This is a genomic window from Malikia spinosa, assembly GCF_002980625.1.
GTDB classification, from domain to species: domain Bacteria; phylum Pseudomonadota; class Gammaproteobacteria; order Burkholderiales; family Burkholderiaceae_C; genus Malikia; species Malikia spinosa.
In genome coordinates, this window is record NZ_PVLR01000040.1 from 37,469 (window position 1) to 56,333 (window position 18,865).

Sequence of the window (18,865 nt, forward strand, 5' to 3'; positions counted from 1 at the left end):
CGCTCAGCGATCAGTCGCGCAGCAGGTCGTTGATGCTGGTCTTCGAGCGGGTCTGCGCATCGACGCGCTTGACGATGATAGCGGCGTACATGCTGTAAGGGGCGCCATTGGCCGCCGTCTTGGGCAGGTTGCCGCTGACCACCACCGAGCCCGAGGGCACGCGGCCATAAGTGATCTCGCCGGTCGCGCGGTCGAAGATCGGGGTGCTCTGGCCCAGGTAGACGCCCATGCCCAGCACCGAGTTCTCTTCCACGATCACGCCTTCGACCACTTCCGAACGCGCGCCGATGAAGCAGTTGTCCTCGATCACGGTCGGGTTGGCCTGCAGCGGCTCGAGCACGCCGCCGATGCCGACGCCACCCGACAGGTGCACGCCCTTGCCGATCTGGGCGCAGGAACCGACGGTGGCCCAGGTGTCGACCATGGTGCCCTCATCGACATAGGCGCCGATGTTGACGTAGGACGGCATCAGGATCGCGCCCTTGGCGATGAAGCTGCCGCGACGAGCGACGGCCGGCGGCACCACGCGCACGCCGGTGGCGGCGAGTTCCTGCGGCGACAGATGGGCGAACTTGGTCTGCACCTTGTCGTAGAAGCCCAGGTCGCCGGCCGAGATGATCTCGTTGTCCTTCAGGCGGAACGACAGCAGCACTGCCTTCTTGAGCCACTGGTGCACCGTCCACTGGCCCACGCCTTCGCGGCTGGCCACGCGCAGCTTGCCGCTGTCGAGCTGGTCGATCACATGCGCGACCGCTTCCTGCACTTCGGCCGGTGCCGAGGCGGGCGAGAGCTGGGCGCGGTTGTCCCAGGCGTTTTCGATGATCTGTTGCAGTTGTTGGGTCATGATGCTGTTGTTAGCGGGAGTTCTTGATGAATTCTGCGATGCGGCGAGCGGCCTCGACGCATTCGGATGTTTCTGCGACCAGCGCCATGCGCACGCGCTGCGCGCCCGGGTTGAAACCCTGCGCCTCGCGCGCCAGGTAGCTGCCCGGCAAAACGGTCACATTGTATTGAGCCAGCAGCGCCTTGGCGAAGTCGGCATCGCTGCCGCCGCTCAGGCCACCAAATTTTTCCGGCACCTCGGCCCAGAGGTAGAAGCCGGCGTCGGGCAGCGCCACGTTCATGACCTCGGCCAGGATCGGCGTGACGGCGGCGAACTTGGCGCGGTACTGCTCGCGGTTGTCAATCACATGCGGCTCGTCGAGCCAGGCGGCGGCGCTCGCGCTCTGGATCACGGTGCTCATCGCGCTGCCGTGGTAGGTGCGGTACAGCGTGAAGGCCTTGATCAGCGCCGCGTCGCCGGCGACGAAGCCGCTGCGCAGGCCGGGGACGTTGCTGCGCTTGGACAGGCTGGTCAGCGCGATCAGGTTCTTGAAGTCGGTCCGGCCCAGCTTGGCCGCGGCTTCCAGGCCGCCGAGCGGCGCCTCGTCGCGGAAATAGATCTCGCTGTAGCACTCGTCCGACGCGATCACGAAGCCGTAGCGGTCGCTGAGCTCGAACAGCATCTTCCACTCATCCAGCGGCATCACCGCGCCAGTCGGGTTGCCCGGCGAGCAGGTGAACAGCAGCTGGGTGCGCTGCCAGATGGCTTGCGGCACGCTGGCCCAGTCGACCGCGAAGTTGCGCTTCGGGTCGCTCGGCGCGAACCAGGGCTGGGCGCCCGACAGATAGGCTGCGCCCTCGTAGATCTGATAAAAGGGATTGGGGCAGACCACCACCGGCTCGACACCCTCGGCGGAATCGGCAAAGGCGCGCGGGTTGACCACCACCTGCGCGAGCGAGAACAGCGCCTCGCGCGAGCCCAGCACCGGCAGGATCTGCGTCGCCGGGTCCAGGCTCAGGCCGTAGCGGCGCTGCATCCAGGTCGCGCAGGCGTTCTTGAGTTCGGGCGTGCCGGCCGTGGCCGGGTAGGTCGCCAGACCGCCGTCGGGCGCGTTGACGGCCTCGCACAGCTTGTCCTTGAGGAAAGCGGGCGTCGGATGGCGCGGCTCGCCGATGCCGAGGCTGATCGCGCGATAGTCCGGGTTGGGCGTGACGCCGGCAAACAGCTGGCGCAGGCGCTCGAAAGGGTAGGGCTGGAGGCGTGACAGGAGCGGGTTCATGGGGGGAGATTGTCCCATGGCTGACCGGCATGCGTCGCGGTGGATCGTTGTTGCGATCGGCTGGCAGGCATCGAACCGATCTTCAGTTGAAATTCGAACCTGTTATCGAATTAAATAGCCAAATCGGGTACGATGGCTATCGAGATATCCTGATATTGAAAACGCAAAAGTGAAGGTGGATCTCGCCAGCGGTAGCCATTGTTTCGCGTTAGCTTGCTGTCTTCCGGCTGGCGCTGTCGATCAAGCTTGCCAATGACGCATATTCCGCACTTGGCAAGATGGTGTACCGATGGTGGCTTCATGCAAGACTTTAATCCTTCAGATCTGAAGACCATTCTTCACTCCAAGCGCGCGAATCTCTACTATCTGGAACATTGCCGGGTGCTGGTCAATGGCGGTCGCGTGGAATACGTTACCGAGCAAGGCAAGCAGCAGCTCTACTGGAACATCCCGATCGCCAACACCACCACGGTGTTGCTGGGCACCGGCACTTCCATCACCCAGGCGGCGGTGCGCGAGCTGGCCAAGGCCGGCGTCATGCTGGGGTTCTGCGGCGGTGGCGGCACGCCGCTCTTCGCAGGCGTCGAGCAGGTTTTGGAGGTGGCCTGGATTCCACCGCAAAGCGAATACCGGCCCACTGAGTACCTGCAGCATTGGGTGCGCTTCTGGTTTGATGATGGCTTGCGCCTGCAGGCGGCCAAGCAGTTTCAGCATGCCCGTCTGGAGCGTCTGCGCCAGCATTGGGCTGGCAGCAAGGCACTGAAGGAGCAGGGCTTCACGCCCGACCTGGAGGCCTTGGGTGCTATGTTGCGCTCCAGTGCCGTTGCGCAGGCACAGGCGTTGGACCACACGGCGCTGATGACCGAGGAAGCCCGTCTGACCAAGCAGTTGTATCGCCTGGCGGCGGGTGCCACCCGCTACGGTGACTTCACCCGCGTCAAGCGGGGCGATCCCGCGACAGAGAACATTGACGCCGCCAACAAGTTTCTCGACCATGGCAACTATTTGGCCTACGGACTGGGGGCTACCGCTTGCTGGGTGCTGGGCATTCCGCATGGTTTGGCCGTGTTGCATGGCAAAACCCGGCGTGGCGGTCTGGTGTTCGATGTGGCCGACCTGATCAAGGATGCCGTCATCCTGCCGCAGGCCTTTGCCTCGGCGATGAAGGGGCACGGCGAACAGGAGTTTCGCCAACGCTGTGTCGAGGCGCTGATTCGTACCGAGTCGCTCGATTTCATGATCGATACCCTCAAGGCGACTGCCCTCACACTCGGGCAGCAGACGACCACGCACGCGACACAGGGCGCGGCATGAATATCCTGCTCATCTCGCAATGTGACAAGCGGGCGCTGACGCAAACTCGTCGTATTCTTGATCAGTTTGCAGAACGTCGAGGAGACCGCACCTGGCAGACCCCGATCACGCAGGACGGGTTGGAGACCCTGCATCGTCTGCTGCGTCAGAGTGCCCGCAAGAACACCGCCGTGGCCTGCCATTGGGTGCGAGGCATCGACCACACCGAGTTGCTGTGGGTGGTGGGCGACCGCCGCCGCTTCAACAGCCAAGGAGCGGTGCCTACCAACACCACCACACGCAATCTGCTACGTGTCGAGGACGAGAACGACTGGCATAGCGCCGAGGACATCCATCTGCTGGCCGCGCTGGCTTCATTGCTGCACGACCTCGGCAAGGCGAGTGCTGCCTTCCAGGCGCGAATGGCTGGCAAGCTCACGGAGCGCAATCGCTACCGGCACGAATGGATCTCGCTGCGCCTGTTTCAGGCCTTCGTTGGTGCAGATGACGATGCCGTTTGGCTGGCCCGCCTGGCGCAACCCACGCCGAAAGACGACGCTGCCTGGCTGGACTGGCGCAGCGGGCGGTTGGAGCGCGACGGACTCGATGCCGGGGTTAGCCCTCCGTTTCAGGCGCTGGCTCATGCCCCGCTTGCCCAAGCAGTGGCTTGGCTGATCATGACCCATCACAGGTTGCCGGTCTTGCCTGCGTACAAGGAGGGCGAGCAGCAACGGCTGGGTCAGAAGAGTGAGCATTTCAGTGCGACCAGTCTCAAGGCCCCTTTGCTGAAGATCGACGCGGGCTGGAACGAAATCGTCATTTCCCCCTCGACCCCCGCGAACAAGAACCGGGAAGTCGGGCCCTACTGGGAGTTCCCGCATGGCCTGCCGGTGACGACACCTCACTGGCGAGTCCAGGCCAAACGGCTGGCCGAGCGGCTGCAGCGACGCCTGACACACCCTGATCGGGGCGTGGGCTTTGCCTGGTTGCAGCAGCCCTATGTCATGCACCTCTCACGCCTGGCGCTGATGCTGGCGGACCATCACTACTCCAGCATCACGGCCACCGGTCGGGATAGTGGCCGCGTCGAGGTGCCGCCAGGCTATCCCCTGCTGGCCAATCTGCGCAAGGAGAGGGACCGGTCGGTCGGCAACCAGACACTTGATGAGCATCTGCTGGGTGTGGCACGCGACAGCCGTCTCATCACCCATGCCCTGCCGCGCTTCGCCGCAGACCTGCCCACGTTGCGCGACCACAAACCCCTGCGTCAGCGCAGCAGCGATCCGCGCTACCGCTGGCAAGACCGGGCTGCCGAGCTGGCTGCCAGCAAGAGGTGCCAGGCCGCCGAGCACGGTGCTTTCATCGTCAACATGGCCAGTACGGGTTGCGGCAAGACCCTGGGCAATGCCCGGGTCATGCACGCACTGGCCGATCCCGAACGCGGATTCCGCTGTGCTTTCGCCCTGGGTTTGCGCACGCTCACGCTGCAGACCGGGCGGGCGTTTCGCGAACTCTTGCAGCTGCGTGACGACCAGATCGCCATCCATGTGGGTGGCAGCGCCAGTCGGGCCTTGTTCGAGCACTATGAGACGCTGGCCGAGGGGCAGGGCTCCGCATCGGTGCAGGCCCTGCTGGACGAGGACAGCGATGTGGATTTCAGCGGCGACTCGGGTCCCGCAGACCTCAATCCCCTGCTGGCTCGCGCGCTACATGACCCGAAGATCAACGCCTTGTTGCTGGCGCCGCTGCTGGTCTGCACCATCGACCACCTTACCCCGGCCACGGAGAGCCAGCGCGGCGGCCGGCAGATCGCACCCATGCTGCGCCTGCTGAGTGGCGATCTGGTGCTGGATGAGCCCGACGACTTCGACGTGGCTGATCTGCCCGCCCTCACGCGCCTGGTGCATTGGGCGGGTCTGCTTGGTAGCCGGGTACTGCTGTCGTCGGCAACCCTGCCGCCCGCGCTGGTGCAGGGCCTGTTCATGGCCTACCGCGCCGGCCGCATCGAGTTCCAACGCCATCGAGGCAAGCAACCCGGTGCCGCCACTGCGCCCGAGATTGCATGCCTGTGGCTGGATGAAGAACAGCAGACGGCAGTGGCCTGTGCCAGCGCTGCCGCTTTCGAGAGTGCCCATACGGCCTTTGCTCGCGAACGCCACGCTCGTCTGACAAGGGCTGAGGCGCGTCGCTGCCATGAACTGGTGCCGTTGCGATTGGGTGGCTTGAGCCCGGAGCAAATCCCGCTTGAGTTCGCCCGTCTGGTGCTGCAGCAGGCATTGATGTTGCACGGGCGCCATCACAGCGCCGATCCGCAGCAACCTGACCGTCGTGTCAGCTTCGGCCTCGTCCGCATGGCCAACATCGATCCCCTGGTGCAGGTGGCTCTGGCCTTGTATCAGCAGGGTGCGCCCGATGGAGTGCAGATCCACCTGTGCGTCTACCATTCCCAGTTTCCCCTGCTGATCCGCTCCGCCATCGAGCATCGGCTCGACACCACGCTGCTGCGACACCAGCCCGCGGCGGTGTTCTCGCTACCCGATATTCGAGCCAGGCTGGAGGCACACCCTCACGCCAAGGACCATCTCTTCATCGTGCTGGGATCGCCCGTCACAGAGGTCGGCCGGGACCACGACTACGACTGGGCCGTGGTGGAGCCTTCGTCCATGCGTTCCCTGATCCAGCTGGCCGGACGAGTTCGGCGACACCGGCCCGGCCCCTGCACGCTGCCGAACATCGTGGTGTTCGACACCAATCTGCGCCACTTCAGTCAACCGGGTCGGGCGGCTTTCCAGCGTCCAGGGTTTGAGGATGATGGCGCCTTCAAGCTCCAGACCCATCAGCTCAGTGCCCTGCTGCGACCCGAGGAGCGGGAGGTGATCGACGCCCGACCGCGCCTACTGGCTGCGGCCCCGGAGGTCTTTGCGCCTACCTTGCGATTGGTGGATCTGGAGCATGCTCGGCTGCAAGCCGCTATGCTGCCCGTCGAGGTCAAGCCCGTGACCCTGACCCCACGCCAGCTACGTTCGGGCGGTGCTGCGGCACTGGCGACGATGGTGCCCGTCAATGCCGCCTCGTGGTGGCACGAGCCCGCCGCCGATGCACTGCTCACAGCCATGTTGCCGCAGCACTCACCGTTCCGGTACGACCCGGTCGTGCATGTCGATTTGTGCCTGCGCCCGAACGACGACACCGGCGAGGTCGAACTGACCGAGGTGCTGGATGCCGATCGAGGGCGGCGCCTGTATCAGCCCCTGGAACGTTCCCTTCACGAACGCATTTCCGATGACGCCGTGCGCGGCCACGGCATCTCACCCTGGTTTGAACAGAGCTACGACCAAGCCATTTCCGAGTTAGCCGAGGCGCGCGGTCTTTGCCTACAAGCCTGTGCCGAACGCTTCGCGACCTTGAGCCTGCCGAAAAGTCAGCAAGGCTGGCGCTCACATCCGGTGCTGGGCTTTGTCAGAAGACGATGAAAAAGGCCGGCTGGGCCGGCCTGCTGCCTGTGCGGCAGTGAATGGAAACACCCTTTTCAAACAGGTAATTTTCTGAGCTGCCTCGCGGCAGTTACGGACGGAAGGATAGCGTCTTTGACGATTGCCATGTTAAAAAATTTATTTTTAAACATGTAATGGATTGACGTTAGGCTCCCGGAAGTCTAGCATTCAAGCAACCGGTCTGTGACACCGGCAATCAGGGAGATCTATGTCGAATCCATCCGTGAGGTCCGCAGCCATCCGGGCGGTCATCACGCAGTTCCTGACGGAGCGGCGTGACGGCAAGCTGGAGAAGCTGAAGGCCGATGACCCCAAGCGGGATGCCGCCGCCGAGCAACTGCGAGCGCAGTTTGACCCCCCCGTGTGGCTGGAAGACGCCGCGCGGCGCGTCAGCCAGATCCAGGCCGTGACCCATTCACTCAAACCGACGCATCCGGACGCCAAGGGGACCAATCTCTACTGTGCACCAGCCAGCCTGGCAACGCTCTCCTTGGTGGGAAGCCATTGTCTTGGCGACGATTTTGCTGGCGACGTGGTGGGCAATGCCGCAGCACTCGACGTCTACAAGCTCCTCAAGCTGGAACACGAAGAGCAAAGCCTGCTCGACCTGATGCTCGCCGGGGACCCCGATGTCGCCGCTGCACTGAGCGATGATCCTGGACAGGCGGCTGAATGGGTGCAGGCATTTTGCAGTCTGGTGCAAGCCAGGGGTCAGCTAGCCAGCCATGGGCTGGCCAAGCAGGTGTACTGGCTGGTGGGGGAAGACCCGCTCAACGATGAAGACTTCCATTTGCTGGCCCCGCTGTACGCCACTTCGCTGGCGCATCGCGTGCATGCCACCATTCAGGAAGACCGCTTCAGCGAGGTAGCCAAGGCTGCGCGCCAGGCGCGCTGGAGCCAGCAGTTTCACGAGCACCCGACGCGCGACTATCCCAACCTGGCGGTGCAGAAGCTGGGTGGCACGAAACCGCAGAATGTGTCACAGCTCAACAGCGAACGCGGTGGCAACAATTACCTGCTGGCATCGCCGCCCCCCGTCTGGCAGACGCGCGATCTGGCTCCGTTGCTGCGGTCGGAGAGCTTGTTCAAGCGCTTTGAGCGCCAGGACGGTGTGTGGCGGTGCGTCAAGGCGCTGCGTGACTACCTGGAATCTGACCCAGCCAAGACGATGGCAACGCGCGATATGCGTGACGAACTCGCCGCCGAGTTGGTGTCCCACTTCGTGCTTTTCGGGGCTGCTTTCCGTAGCCTGCCCGAGGGCTGGAGTAACGATCCCGAATGCCATCTGCATCCTGCAGAAAAAACATGGGTCGATGCTGGTGCCGCGATCAATCGGCCCGGCGATTGGGCCGACGTGCTGGCGGGTCGCTACGCCAACTGGCTGAACGGACAACTCAGTAGCAAGCAAAGGCTGCATATGGGCGATCGGGAATTCCAACACTGGCAAACCGATCTGGCTGATGAACTGGCCGCCTATGAATGGGAGATGAGTCATGCCGACTGAACTGCCCGCGATCAACGGCGTACTGGTGGTGCCGCGCTTGCGCATCCAGAACGCCAACGCCATTTCCAGCCCGTTGACCTGGGGCGCACCCGCCATGTCGGCGCTGCTGGGCACCATGCAGAGCATCGAGCGCAGCCTGGGGGCCGAGTTGGGACTCAGCTTCAACGGGGTGGGCGTCATTTGCCATGGTTACGAGGCGCAAACCACCGAGGGGGGCTACACCCGCGCCTTCCGGCTGATGCGCAACCCCGTCAACAAGGACGGCAGTTCGGCCTCCATCGTGGAAGAGGGGCGCATGCACCTCGACCTCTCGCTGGTGTTTGGTGTCTGGGGCGAGGTTGTCGGCAGCGATGAGGTCACGCGCCAGCGCGTGGCCCAGGCAGTCGCCGACCGACTGGCCGGCATGCGCGTTGCCGGGGGTAGCGTGATGCCGGCCTGGCCACGCAGTGCGGGGGGACCCACCGCGCGGCAGAAGCATCCACAACTGCTGGCGCTGGCGCCGGACGAAGCGGTTCAGGCCAAGGCTTTCCGTCAATGGCGTTTGCGTTGGTTGCCCGGGTTTGCTCTCGTGTCGCGCGACGACTTGCTGCTTGCCCACCATGCGAAGCTCAAAGCGACCCAGCCCGGCTCAAGCCTGCTGGATGCCTGGCTGGACTTGTCGAGGTTGAACCATCACGCCCAGCGGAGTGTTTCGGCACACCCCCAGACAGGTGAGCCAGTGGAAACCGTGACCTGGCAGCACGACCGCACCGCTGGCTGGATCGTGCCCATTCCGGTTGGCTACGCCGCACTGAGCCAGCTTTACAGCCCCGGCGAGGTCACTGGCACACGCGACCACAACACGCCGTTCCGCTTTGTCGAGAGTGTCTATTCCCTGGGGCAGTGGATCAGTCCGCATCGTCTGAGCCGCGTGAACGATCTGCTGTGGTATGCCGATCACGACCCGGACGCAGGCTTGTACCGCTGCCGCAACGATTACCTTGCACCGCCGCCTGCCGTGGCTGTCAGCGCCGAATCAGCGGTCAGCTTCCAGGCTTCATCTTTCGCATCCCTCGCAGTCGCACAGTATTGACTCCATCACTTTCAGGAGAGATTCAACATGGCTACCAAGAAAAATTCCGCTGCCTTGTCCACCGCTTCGGTGCTGGCCTTCGAACGCAAGTTTGATCCGTCAGATGCACTGTTTCATGCGGGTCTGTGGGCCGAGCGCGGCAACGACAAAGGCTGGCAGCCGATCGCCGTTCAAACCAAGTCGGTGCGCGGCACGATCTCCAATCGGCTCAAGACCAAGGATCAGGACCCCGCCAAGCTCGATGCAGCCATCGCCAATCCCAATCTGCAGACCGTGGACGTTGCCGCCTTGCCCGCTGAAGCCGATACCCTGCGCGTGAGCTATACCCTGCGTGTGCTGGGCGGGGCAGGCATGCCCTCGGCTTGCAACAGTGCCGAATACAAGGCCAAGCTGCTGCAGGTGGTAGCGAGCTATGTCGCCAACCAGGGTTATGGTGCGCTGGCGACCCGCTATGCCCACAACCTGGCCAATGGCCGTTTCCTGTGGCGCAACCGTGTCGGTGCCGAAGCCGTGGAGGTGCGCGTGTCTCACCTGCAGGACGGCCAGTCCGCGCGCAGCTGGACCTTTGACGCCCTCGGCTTGTCGCTGCGTGAATTCAACGCGGACGCCCCTGAGGTGCGAGAGCTGGCCGAGTTGCTGGTTGGTGGCTTGACTGGCACCCGACATGTGTTGCTCCAGGTCGTTGCATTTGCGAGGATCGGGTTTGGTCAGGAGGTCTTTCCTTCGCAGGAGCTGATCCTTGACCGTGGTCGCGGCGACAAGAGCAAGACGCTGTATTCGGTCAACAACGTCGCCGGCATGCATTCGCAGAAGATTGGCAACGCGCTGCGCACCATCGACACCTGGTATCCCGAGGCAGGTGAGCTGAACATGGGGCCTATCGCGGTTGAGCCCTATGGCTCGGTCACCACCGAAGGCAAAGCCTATCGCCAGCCCAACAAGAAGTCTGATTTCTACACACTGCTTGACAACTGGGTGCTACGCGATGAAGTGCCTTCAATACCGCAGCAGCATTTCGTGATCGCCACGCTCATCCGTGGCGGCGTATTCGGTGACGCTGGCAAGGAGTGACAGCATGTCCAGTTCTGCTCCGGTGGTGACGGTTGATCCATCACTTACCCATTATGTGGAGTTGGCCTTGCTGCCAGATCCTGAGTTCCCAGTCTCGCAGCTGATGAATGCCCTGTATGCCAAGCTGCACCGTGCCTTGTGTGATGTGCGAGCGAACAATCCGGCCGGATCGGGTATAGGGCTGAGCTTTCCCAGACACCAGGAGGGCGTTCGTCGCAGTCTCGGTTCAGTGATACGCCTGCACGGTAGTGACACGGCGCTGGACGAACTCATGGCCTTGCATTGGCTCAAAGGCATGCGGGATCATCTGGAACAGCCGCAACCGGAACTTTTGAAAGTGCCAGACATTTGTCAGGGGCACCGCGTGGTTCGTCGCGTCCAGATCCAAAGTAGCGCAGAGCGTCTACGCCGACGCCTTGTCAAACGCCATCCGGGTCAAGTGGATGCCGAAGAGGCCTTGCGGCGAATCCCTGATGAGGCCGCCGAGCGTACTTCGCTACCCTATGTCCAACTGCACAGTCGCAGCACCGGTCAGCACTTTTTCCTGTTCGTTCAGCATGGACCGCTGCAGACCACGCCACTGCCCGGTGAGTTCAGCGCTTACGGGTTGAGTCAGCAAGGTGCAACGGTTCCCTGGTTCTGATCAGGCTCGCACCCTTTTTTCTTCGAGGAGGTTCAGTCCTATTGAAATCAACAGGTTACGTTGGTGTCCGGAAGAATGGTATTGTCGATGGTTTTCGGAAATATCTTTTAAGATCAATGCTTTAGCCTCAAGATGGTCTTATTCACTGCCGCATAGGCAGCTCAGAATAATCAGGAGTTTGAAATTAGCCATGCCATCCCATTCACTGCCGCATAGGCAGCTCAGAATAGTTGCAGACCTGCCGCAGCCGTCGCCAGTGGATTCACTGCCGCATAGGCAGCTCAGAATTAATAGCGACCCGCAGCAATGGAAAACTCCTGATTCACTGCCGCATAGGCAGCTCAGAATCTGGACCACGAGGACGCCAAACGCGTTGAACCATTCACTGCCGCATAGGCAGCTCAGAATTTCGAGCGCTTGACGCCGGAGATGGTGACTCGATTCACTGCCGCATAGGCAGCTCAGAATATCGTCAACCCGATCACCGGGGGCGCTGCCTGATTCACTGCCGCATAGGCAGCTCAGAATTCACAGGAGGGGCGACGGTTGCGGTAGTCGAAATTCACTGCCGCATAGGCAGCTCAGAATTGTTGAGTCTGACCTAATGGCTCCTGGTTCACATTCACTGCCGCATAGGCAGCTCAGAATTCGCAGAACCCGAACGGATCGCCGTTCTTGTCATTCACTGCCGCATAGGCAGCTCAGAATCAGGCCGATTTTGCGGCAGAGAGGGCCGCTGTATTCACTGCCGCATAGGCAGCTCAGAATATCGAGACCAGAGCACTGGCGGACATTGCTCAATTCACTGCCGCATAGGCAGCTCAGAATAAGATCAGTGCGTTCCAACTCGGCAGTAGAAAATTCACTGCCGCATAGGCAGCTCAGAATAGAGTTGCCAATGTAAGCACCTGAGCCCTCTTATTCACTGCCGCATAGGCAGCTCAGAATAATACCCACGGCGAATGAGCCAGTACAGGTACATTCACTGCCGCATAGGCAGCTCAGAATTCATCAATGACCAGGATGGCCCCATCGGGCAAATTCACTGCCGCATAGGCAGCTCAGAATAGTAACGAGGGGGCGATCATGCCGAATGTCATATTCACTGCCGCATAGGCAGCTCAGAATAAGCACATTGACCCGGAAGACCTCTTCCAGATATTCACTGCCGCATAGGCAGCTCAGAATGAGCAGCCACAACGTCTATCACAGGCGTTTTCATTCACTGCCGCATAGGCAGCTCAGAATTCCTGGAATTGCAATTCCTGTCGAGCCATCGCATTCACTGCCGCATAGGCAGCTCAGAATTGCAGCAGCACTGATGCCAGAAGCCAAGTCACATTCACTGCCGCATAGGCAGCTCAGAATATGCTGGCCACAAGGACGCTGGAAACGCTAGAATTCACTGCCGCATAGGCAGCTCAGAATTGCTGCCATGCGTTTTGCTGCCAATGCACCTAGATTCACTGCCGCATAGGCAGCTCAGAATATACGCGCAGCATAAGAAACACATGCAGGTTCATTCACTGCCGCATAGGCAGCTCAGAATAGGTGCGGCACTCGTCATTAGAAAGGCCCGGAATTCACTGCCGCATAGGCAGCTCAGAATTAATCTCGGCACTTATTTTTATGTTTATGAGAATTCACTGCCGCATAGGCAGCTCAGAATGGTTCGTGGTATTCCCCGTGCTTTATTCATTGATTCACTGCCGCATAGGCAGCTCAGAATTGTTGAGTCTCCCCAGTCTGTCCCTGTCCCTGATTCACTGCCGCATAGGCAGCTCAGAATTGATCCGCAGGTTAATCCATTAACTCGTCCTTATTCACTGCCGCATAGGCAGCTCAGAATTCCTGGAATTGTTATACCTGTAGAGCCTATCCATTCACTGCCGCATAGGCAGCTCAGAATTCGCCCGTGACCAGCCGTTTATCCGTGGCTGTATTCACTGCCGCATAGGCAGCTCAGAATATTGTGTGCGGCGCTCTCATGGCTCGGCTTGCATTCACTGCCGCATAGGCAGCTCAGAATCTTCGTCTCGCCATTTGCCGGGTGCCAATGTGATTCACTGCCGCATAGGCAGCTCAGAATACCAACATTTAATGAGCCATTAAATCGAACGGATTCACTGCCGCATAGGCAGCTCAGAATATGAGCGCACCACAGACGATAGACAGAGCAGAATTCACTGCCGCATAGGCAGCTCAGAATCTGTCATGAAATTACAAATTGTGGTGAATTCAATTCACTGCCGCATAGGCAGCTCAGAATTAGAATTATTGCCGGTGCTATCGTTTTAAATCATTCACTGCCGCATAGGCAGCTCAGAATTCGTCAATTACCAGGATTGCACCATCTGGTAAATTCACTGCCGCATAGGCAGCTCAGAATATTTCGGACCCTCATCCGCTGCACCAATTCAAATTCACTGCCGCATAGGCAGCTCAGAATTGGTCGGGCTCGATCTCGGCCAGGGCGATCATATTCACTGCCGCATAGGCAGCTCAGAATAACGACAACCGGCATGACGCTGATTTTTCTCAATTCACTGCCGCATAGGCAGCTCAGAATTACCCGGTCGAGGTGTCTATCCTCTCCAAGATATTCACTGCCGCATAGGCAGCTCAGAATAAGAAAACCGGCAAGCCGTATTCGATCGGCAAATTCACTGCCGCATAGGCAGCTCAGAATACAGTGGGTGCCGGTGCGGGTTGCGACTGCGCATTCACTGCCGCATAGGCAGCTCAGAATACGACGGCCAGCTGATCCACATGCTGCACTACATTCACTGCCGCATAGGCAGCTCAGAATTGGCCCGCAGCGTCTCCAAGTGGGTATGGCGCATTCACTGCCGCATAGGCAGCTCAGAATAACGTGGTCAAGGGTATGGAAATCCTGGGGACATTCACTGCCGCATAGGCAGCTCAGAATTTTCGGCAATCATTATAAGGGACTACCTCACTATTCACTGCCGCATAGGCAGCTCAGAATAACACCTGAGGGCACCCACATGAGCATCAACCATTCACTGCCGCATAGGCAGCTCAGAATACAGCCATTACCAATAAGCTGGACGCGCTGTAATTCACTGCCGCATAGGCAGCTCAGAATATGAGCAAGCGCGCGGGCGTTTCGTTCCGCAAATTCACTGCCGCATAGGCAGCTCAGAATTGCACGGTGGTCAGCACTCGGCCGGGATCGACATTCACTGCCGCATAGGCAGCTCAGAATTCATCGGCTCCCCCGAGTCGGTCTCTTCGTCTATTCACTGCCGCATAGGCAGCTCAGAATTAATACCGATCCCCAGAAATGGAGAACTCCTGATTCACTGCCGCATAGGCAGCTCAGAATTCTCCAAGATCGAGCACCTCCAGCCGCCGTTCATTCACTGCCGCATAGGCAGCTCAGAATTGACTGGGCACCGGTCGAGCGCATCTGCCAGGATTCACTGCCGCATAGGCAGCTCAGAATATACAGCATGGCATGAGTCATTTTATGAATGGATTCACTGCCGCATAGGCAGCTCAGAATTACCCGTAAAAAATTGTCACATGATGAGTTTTATTCACTGCCGCATAGGCAGCTCAGAATATGATGACCGCCTGGGACGGGTCATGAACGTCATTCACTGCCGCATAGGCAGCTCAGAATATCGTCAAGTTTGACAAAGTAGCGGACGCCGTATTCACTGCCGCATAGGCAGCTCAGAATATGAGTACCGGTCTTGAGCCGGGATGCCTGCTATTCACTGCCGCATAGGCAGCTCAGAATGCCCTCCTGAGAAACAATCTCAATACAGCAAAATTCACTGCCGCATAGGCAGCTCAGAATCTCTTCGATTGCCACTTGACCCGCGTCGACCTATTCACTGCCGCATAGGCAGCTCAGAATATCACCGCGAACGTGCCCGCTTGGACGTGTCCATTCACTGCCGCATAGGCAGCTCAGAATGTTGTTCAGCAATGGTCAGGACTGCCGGCTTGATTCACTGCCGCATAGGCAGCTCAGAATTTGCTGCCCATGTAAAAGGAACGCTCGCGCCCATTCACTGCCGCATAGGCAGCTCAGAATAGCAGGAATAGATGGGCCGCCGCGCCAGTCGTATTCACTGCCGCATAGGCAGCTCAGAATACCGACAAGGAACGCCTCGATGCCGAGCTCGAATTCACTGCCGCATAGGCAGCTCAGAAAGATAGCGTCGGCAAAGCCTTCGGCCATGGCTTATTCACTGCCGCATAGGCAGCTCAGAAACGGTGGATTGATCCGAATGATTTTGCCGGCGAATTCACTGCCGCATAGGCAGCTCAGAAAGACTCGAATCGGCAGTCGGTGTGATGCTCGAAATTCACTGCCGCATAGGCAGCTCAGAAACGAAAAGCTGAACGAGCGCCGGGTGGCGATCAATTCACTGCCGCATAGGCAGCTCAGAAAGCCACGCTGCGCCAGTCCGAGGGCCGCATCCTATTCACTGCCGCATAGGCAGCTCAGAAAAGATAGCGGGGCTGGCCACGGTGCCGGCCATGATTCACTGCCGCATAGGCAGCTCAGAAAGGGAGCCGATGGGCATTTGTGGCGCGCGCAAGATTCACTGCCGCATAGGCAGCTCAGAAAAGTGCCAGGCCGCCACTGACGTCATCGAAGCTATTCGCTGCCGCATAGGCAGCTCAGAAACGGAGCTGCGCGACCCGGCGAGCATGACGCGCATTCACTGCCGCATAGGCAGCTCAGAAAACCCAGCGCCGGCACCTGCGGACGATCCAGAGATTCACTGCCGCATAGGCAGCTCAGAAAGGTGAGCGCAGACAAGCTGTACCGGGTCAACGATTCACTGCCGCATAAGCAGCTCAGAAATCGTCCAGCTTGACCGCCGCCTTGAACGGCTCATTCACTGCCGCATAGGCAGCTCAGAAAAAGAAGCAACCGAAGGGCGAAAAACCATTCGAATTCACTGCCGCATAGGCAGCTCAGAAAGTGCAGGTCATCGAACAGTCGGCGCGTGTCCGATTCACTGCTGCATAGGCATCTCAGAAATCTGGGCGTCTCTGTAGGTGGCGCGCAGCGTCATTCACTGCCGCATAGGCAGCTCAGAAATTGCCCGAGGTCGACCACTTCGACCACCTACCATTCACTGCCGCATAGGCAGCTCAGAAAACATCAACGGCGACCCGACCGACAACCGCATCATTCACTGCCGCATAGGCAGCCCAGAAACGGACCAGGGCATCACCACGGGTATGCTGCTGATTCACTGCCGCATAGGCAGCTTAGAAATGTTCAAGGGTGGCCGTTCGGTCGAGTTCGACATTCACTGACCGCATAGGCAGCTCAGAAATTGGTGGAATTTTAAGCCTGACCGGATTCCAAAATTCACTGCCGCATAGGCAGCTCAGAAACGGTGATGACGGCTGACAGCGACACGACCGCGATTCACTGCCGCATAGGCAGCTTAGAAAGTTACGCAGGAGCTGCCGACCTGATGGACAAGATTCACTGCCGTATAGGCAGCTCAGAAAAAGATGGATATCCGCCATCGGCAACTGATGGAATTCACTGCCGCATAGGCAGCTCAGAAACAACCCTTGTCGCCACGAGCCTTGCGCAGGTCATTCACTGCCGCATAGGCAGCTCAGAAATCGTCGACGGTCCAGTAGTGCCGAAAGGCGAGATTCACTGCTGCATAGGCAGCATCAGAAATGCTCGAAAGTCATGAATCGGCCAGAAGGGGCATTCACTGCCGCATAGGCAGCTCAGAAAGCTATGCGCGGCAAGATCACGTTCACCCGACCATTCACTGTCGCATAGGCAGCTCAGAAATCGACCAGCTGGAACGGCTCTATGGTCTGCAGATTCACTGCTGTACTCGCTAGGCCAGGGTCGGCCTGATATAGTCGCTCGCCCGCCCGGGCAGAGCGGTATCGGCACGGCGTGACATCGAAGATGTGCTGCCAGCCAGGCTATGCTGCAAGAAACTGATTTTCCAGAACATTCATAGCCCGCAGGGCATGGTCACACCGCGCTTGGCCAAGGCGGCGGTGAAGACGCGCCAGCCGTCGGCGGCTTCGGGCAGTGGGTCGTCCCCGCGCTTGCCGCCGTCAAAGTGGCAGAACTTCTCGATCGCAGTACGACGTACTGGGCGCGGGTTCTTGATCTCGGGTGAGGTGTAATCGAGCAGCTTGAGGTCTATGCCGGCCTCGACCAGATAGGCGGCCCTGTAGAAGTCGGTGCCGTTCAAGGCGTAGTGCAGCGCCGAGCCTGAAATCGGATGCACATAGTTGATGTCGGCGCCACGCTCAACCAGCAGCTTGATGACTGGCAGGTTGTGTCCCATGACAGCGTTCTGCAATAACGACATCTTTTGGTACCGTTCACTGGGGGGCGGAAACCAGTTCGTGCCGATGCCATTTTCCAGCAGAACCTTGACCACCTCGGGGTCAGCGTTGTCACGCGACACAGCATAGGATGGCACGCTCTCGCCATTCGATAGCATCGAGACCGGATCGGCGCCAGCCTTGAGCAGCAGCTCCATCACCCGCGGCGCGTTACGACGCGCACGCAGCGCATAGTGCGTCACCGTCATGCCTTCTTGGCCGACGAACTTGACCGGCGCACCGGCCTTGATCAGTTTCTCGATGCGGGTCAGGTCGCCATCCTGTGCAGCATTGGCCAGCTGCGCCACCCGCGGGTCGGCGAACACCTTGTCGGTCGTGATCATGGAGCCTCCAATGGCGGATTGAAAAAGAAAGAGCAGCTGGAACAGGAGTTCAGAGAAAACGCCCATCTTGTCCTCGCTATTTCCAGAATATTCACAGCCCGCAAGGCATGGTCACGCTGCGCTTGGCCAAGGCGGCGGTGAAGACGCGCCAGCCGTCGGCGGCTTCGGGTAGGGGGTCGTCCCCGCGTCTGCCTCCTTGGAACTGACAAAACTTTTCTATTGCGGTCTGCTTGATCGCCCGCGGGTTCTTGATCTCGGGCGAAGTGCTGTCGAGCAGCTTGAGATCAATACCTGCGTCAACCAGGTATGCCGGGATATAGAAGTCGGTGCCGTCCAATGCCAAGTGCAATGCCGAACCAGAGAACGGGTGGACATAGTTGATGTCGGCTCCGCGCTCGACCAGCAGCTTGATGACTGGCAGGTTCTTGCCCATGATGGCTTCCTGCAGCAAAGACATTTTTTGGTACCGTCCGCTGGGAGGCGGAAACCAGTTCGGCCCGATCCCATGCGCCAGCAGCACCTTGACCACATCGGGGTCTGCTTTGTCGCGCGACACGGCATAGTGCGGCACGTTGTTGCCGTTGGACAGCATCGAGACGGGGTCGGCGCCGGCTTTCAGCAGTAGATCCATCACCTGGGGCGCGTTGCGACGCGCACGCAGCGCATAGTGCGTCAACGTCATGCCTTCCTGGCCGACGAACTTGACCGGCGCACCGGCCTTGATCAGTTTCTCGATGCGGGTCAGGTCGCCATCCTGTGCAGCATTGGCAAGCTGAGCGACGCGCGGGTCGGTGAACACCTTGTCCGTCGTGATCATTGAGCCTCCAATGGCGGATTGAAAAACGAATACCAGCAGGGAGAGGAGTTCAGTGAAAGCGCTCATGTTGTCCTCGCTAGGCCAGGGTCGGCCCGATGTAGTCGCTCGCTGGACCGGGCAGGCCGGTATCGGCACGGCGTGATATCGAAGATGTGCTGC

Annotated in this window: 10 protein-coding genes and 2 CRISPR repeat arrays; of the genes, 6 read left to right on the forward strand and 4 right to left on the reverse strand. The window is 59.9% G+C overall.

The window, feature by feature from the left end; translation table 11 throughout:
- Positions 1-10 precede the first annotated feature (10 nt).
- Both dapD and dapC read right to left on the reverse strand, forming a co-directional pair.
- On the reverse strand, positions 11-844 hold the full coding sequence (gene dapD / locus C6P61_RS13495; protein WP_105730447.1) for a 2,3,4,5-tetrahydropyridine-2,6-dicarboxylate N-succinyltransferase: 834 nt from the start codon (positions 842-844) through the stop codon (positions 11-13).
- Between the two features lie 10 nt (positions 845-854).
- Positions 855-2,102 (reverse strand): succinyldiaminopimelate transaminase, encoded by a 1,248-nt coding sequence (gene dapC, locus C6P61_RS13500; protein ID WP_105730448.1) that lies wholly within the window; start codon positions 2,100-2,102, stop codon positions 855-857.
- Positions 2,103-2,402: 300 nt separating this feature from the next.
- Here dapC and cas1f point away from each other — a divergent pair, with 300 nt between their 5' ends.
- From cas1f to cas6f, 6 genes are all read left to right on the forward strand, one after another.
- Positions 2,403-3,416 (forward strand): type I-F CRISPR-associated endonuclease Cas1f, encoded by a 1,014-nt coding sequence (gene cas1f, locus C6P61_RS13505; protein WP_105730449.1) that lies wholly within the window; start codon positions 2,403-2,405, stop codon positions 3,414-3,416.
- Positions 3,413-6,868 (forward strand): type I-F CRISPR-associated helicase Cas3f, encoded by a 3,456-nt coding sequence (gene cas3f / locus C6P61_RS13510; RefSeq protein ID WP_105730450.1) that lies wholly within the window; start codon positions 3,413-3,415, stop codon positions 6,866-6,868. The genes cas1f and cas3f overlap by 4 nt, the downstream gene beginning before the upstream one ends.
- Positions 6,869-7,097: 229 nt before the next feature.
- Positions 7,098-8,393, forward strand: coding sequence for a type I-F CRISPR-associated protein Csy1 (gene csy1 / locus C6P61_RS13515; RefSeq protein ID WP_105730451.1), 1,296 nt, complete (start codon positions 7,098-7,100; stop codon positions 8,391-8,393).
- Positions 8,383-9,465: a type I-F CRISPR-associated protein Csy2 gene (gene csy2 / locus C6P61_RS13520; protein WP_105730452.1), complete on the forward strand. Its 1,083-nt coding sequence runs from the start codon at positions 8,383-8,385 to the stop codon at positions 9,463-9,465. The genes csy1 and csy2 overlap by 11 nt, the downstream gene beginning before the upstream one ends.
- A 27-nt stretch (positions 9,466-9,492) precedes the next feature.
- Positions 9,493-10,536 carry a type I-F CRISPR-associated protein Csy3 gene (csy3, locus tag C6P61_RS13525; RefSeq protein WP_105730453.1) on the forward strand — a complete coding sequence of 348 codons (1,044 nt, stop codon included), beginning with the start codon at positions 9,493-9,495 and terminating at the stop codon, positions 10,534-10,536.
- 4 nt (positions 10,537-10,540) lie between these two features.
- Entirely contained in the window at positions 10,541-11,179 is a 639-nt protein-coding gene (gene cas6f, locus C6P61_RS13530; protein ID WP_105730454.1) for a type I-F CRISPR-associated endoribonuclease Cas6/Csy4, read from the forward strand.
- Positions 11,180-11,319: 140 nt separating this feature from the next.
- A CRISPR array of direct repeats spans positions 11,320-16,449; the repeat unit is 28 nt; unit sequence ATTCACTGCCGCATAGGCAGCTCAGAAT.
- A gap of 93 nt (positions 16,450-16,542) precedes the next feature.
- A CRISPR array of direct repeats spans positions 16,543-16,811; the repeat unit is 28 nt.
- A gap of 352 nt (positions 16,812-17,163) precedes the next feature.
- On the opposite strand, the gene C6P61_RS13535 is transcribed toward cas6f, so the two are convergent.
- Both C6P61_RS13535 and C6P61_RS13540 read right to left on the reverse strand, forming a co-directional pair.
- Positions 17,164-17,889, reverse strand: coding sequence for an ankyrin repeat domain-containing protein (locus tag C6P61_RS13535; protein WP_170067392.1), 726 nt, complete (start codon positions 17,887-17,889; stop codon positions 17,164-17,166).
- Positions 17,890-17,980: 91 nt separating this feature from the next.
- Positions 17,981-18,772 carry an ankyrin repeat domain-containing protein gene (locus C6P61_RS13540; RefSeq protein ID WP_105730456.1) on the reverse strand — a complete coding sequence of 264 codons (792 nt, stop codon included), beginning with the start codon at positions 18,770-18,772 and terminating at the stop codon, positions 17,981-17,983.
- Positions 18,773-18,865 lie beyond the last annotated feature (93 nt).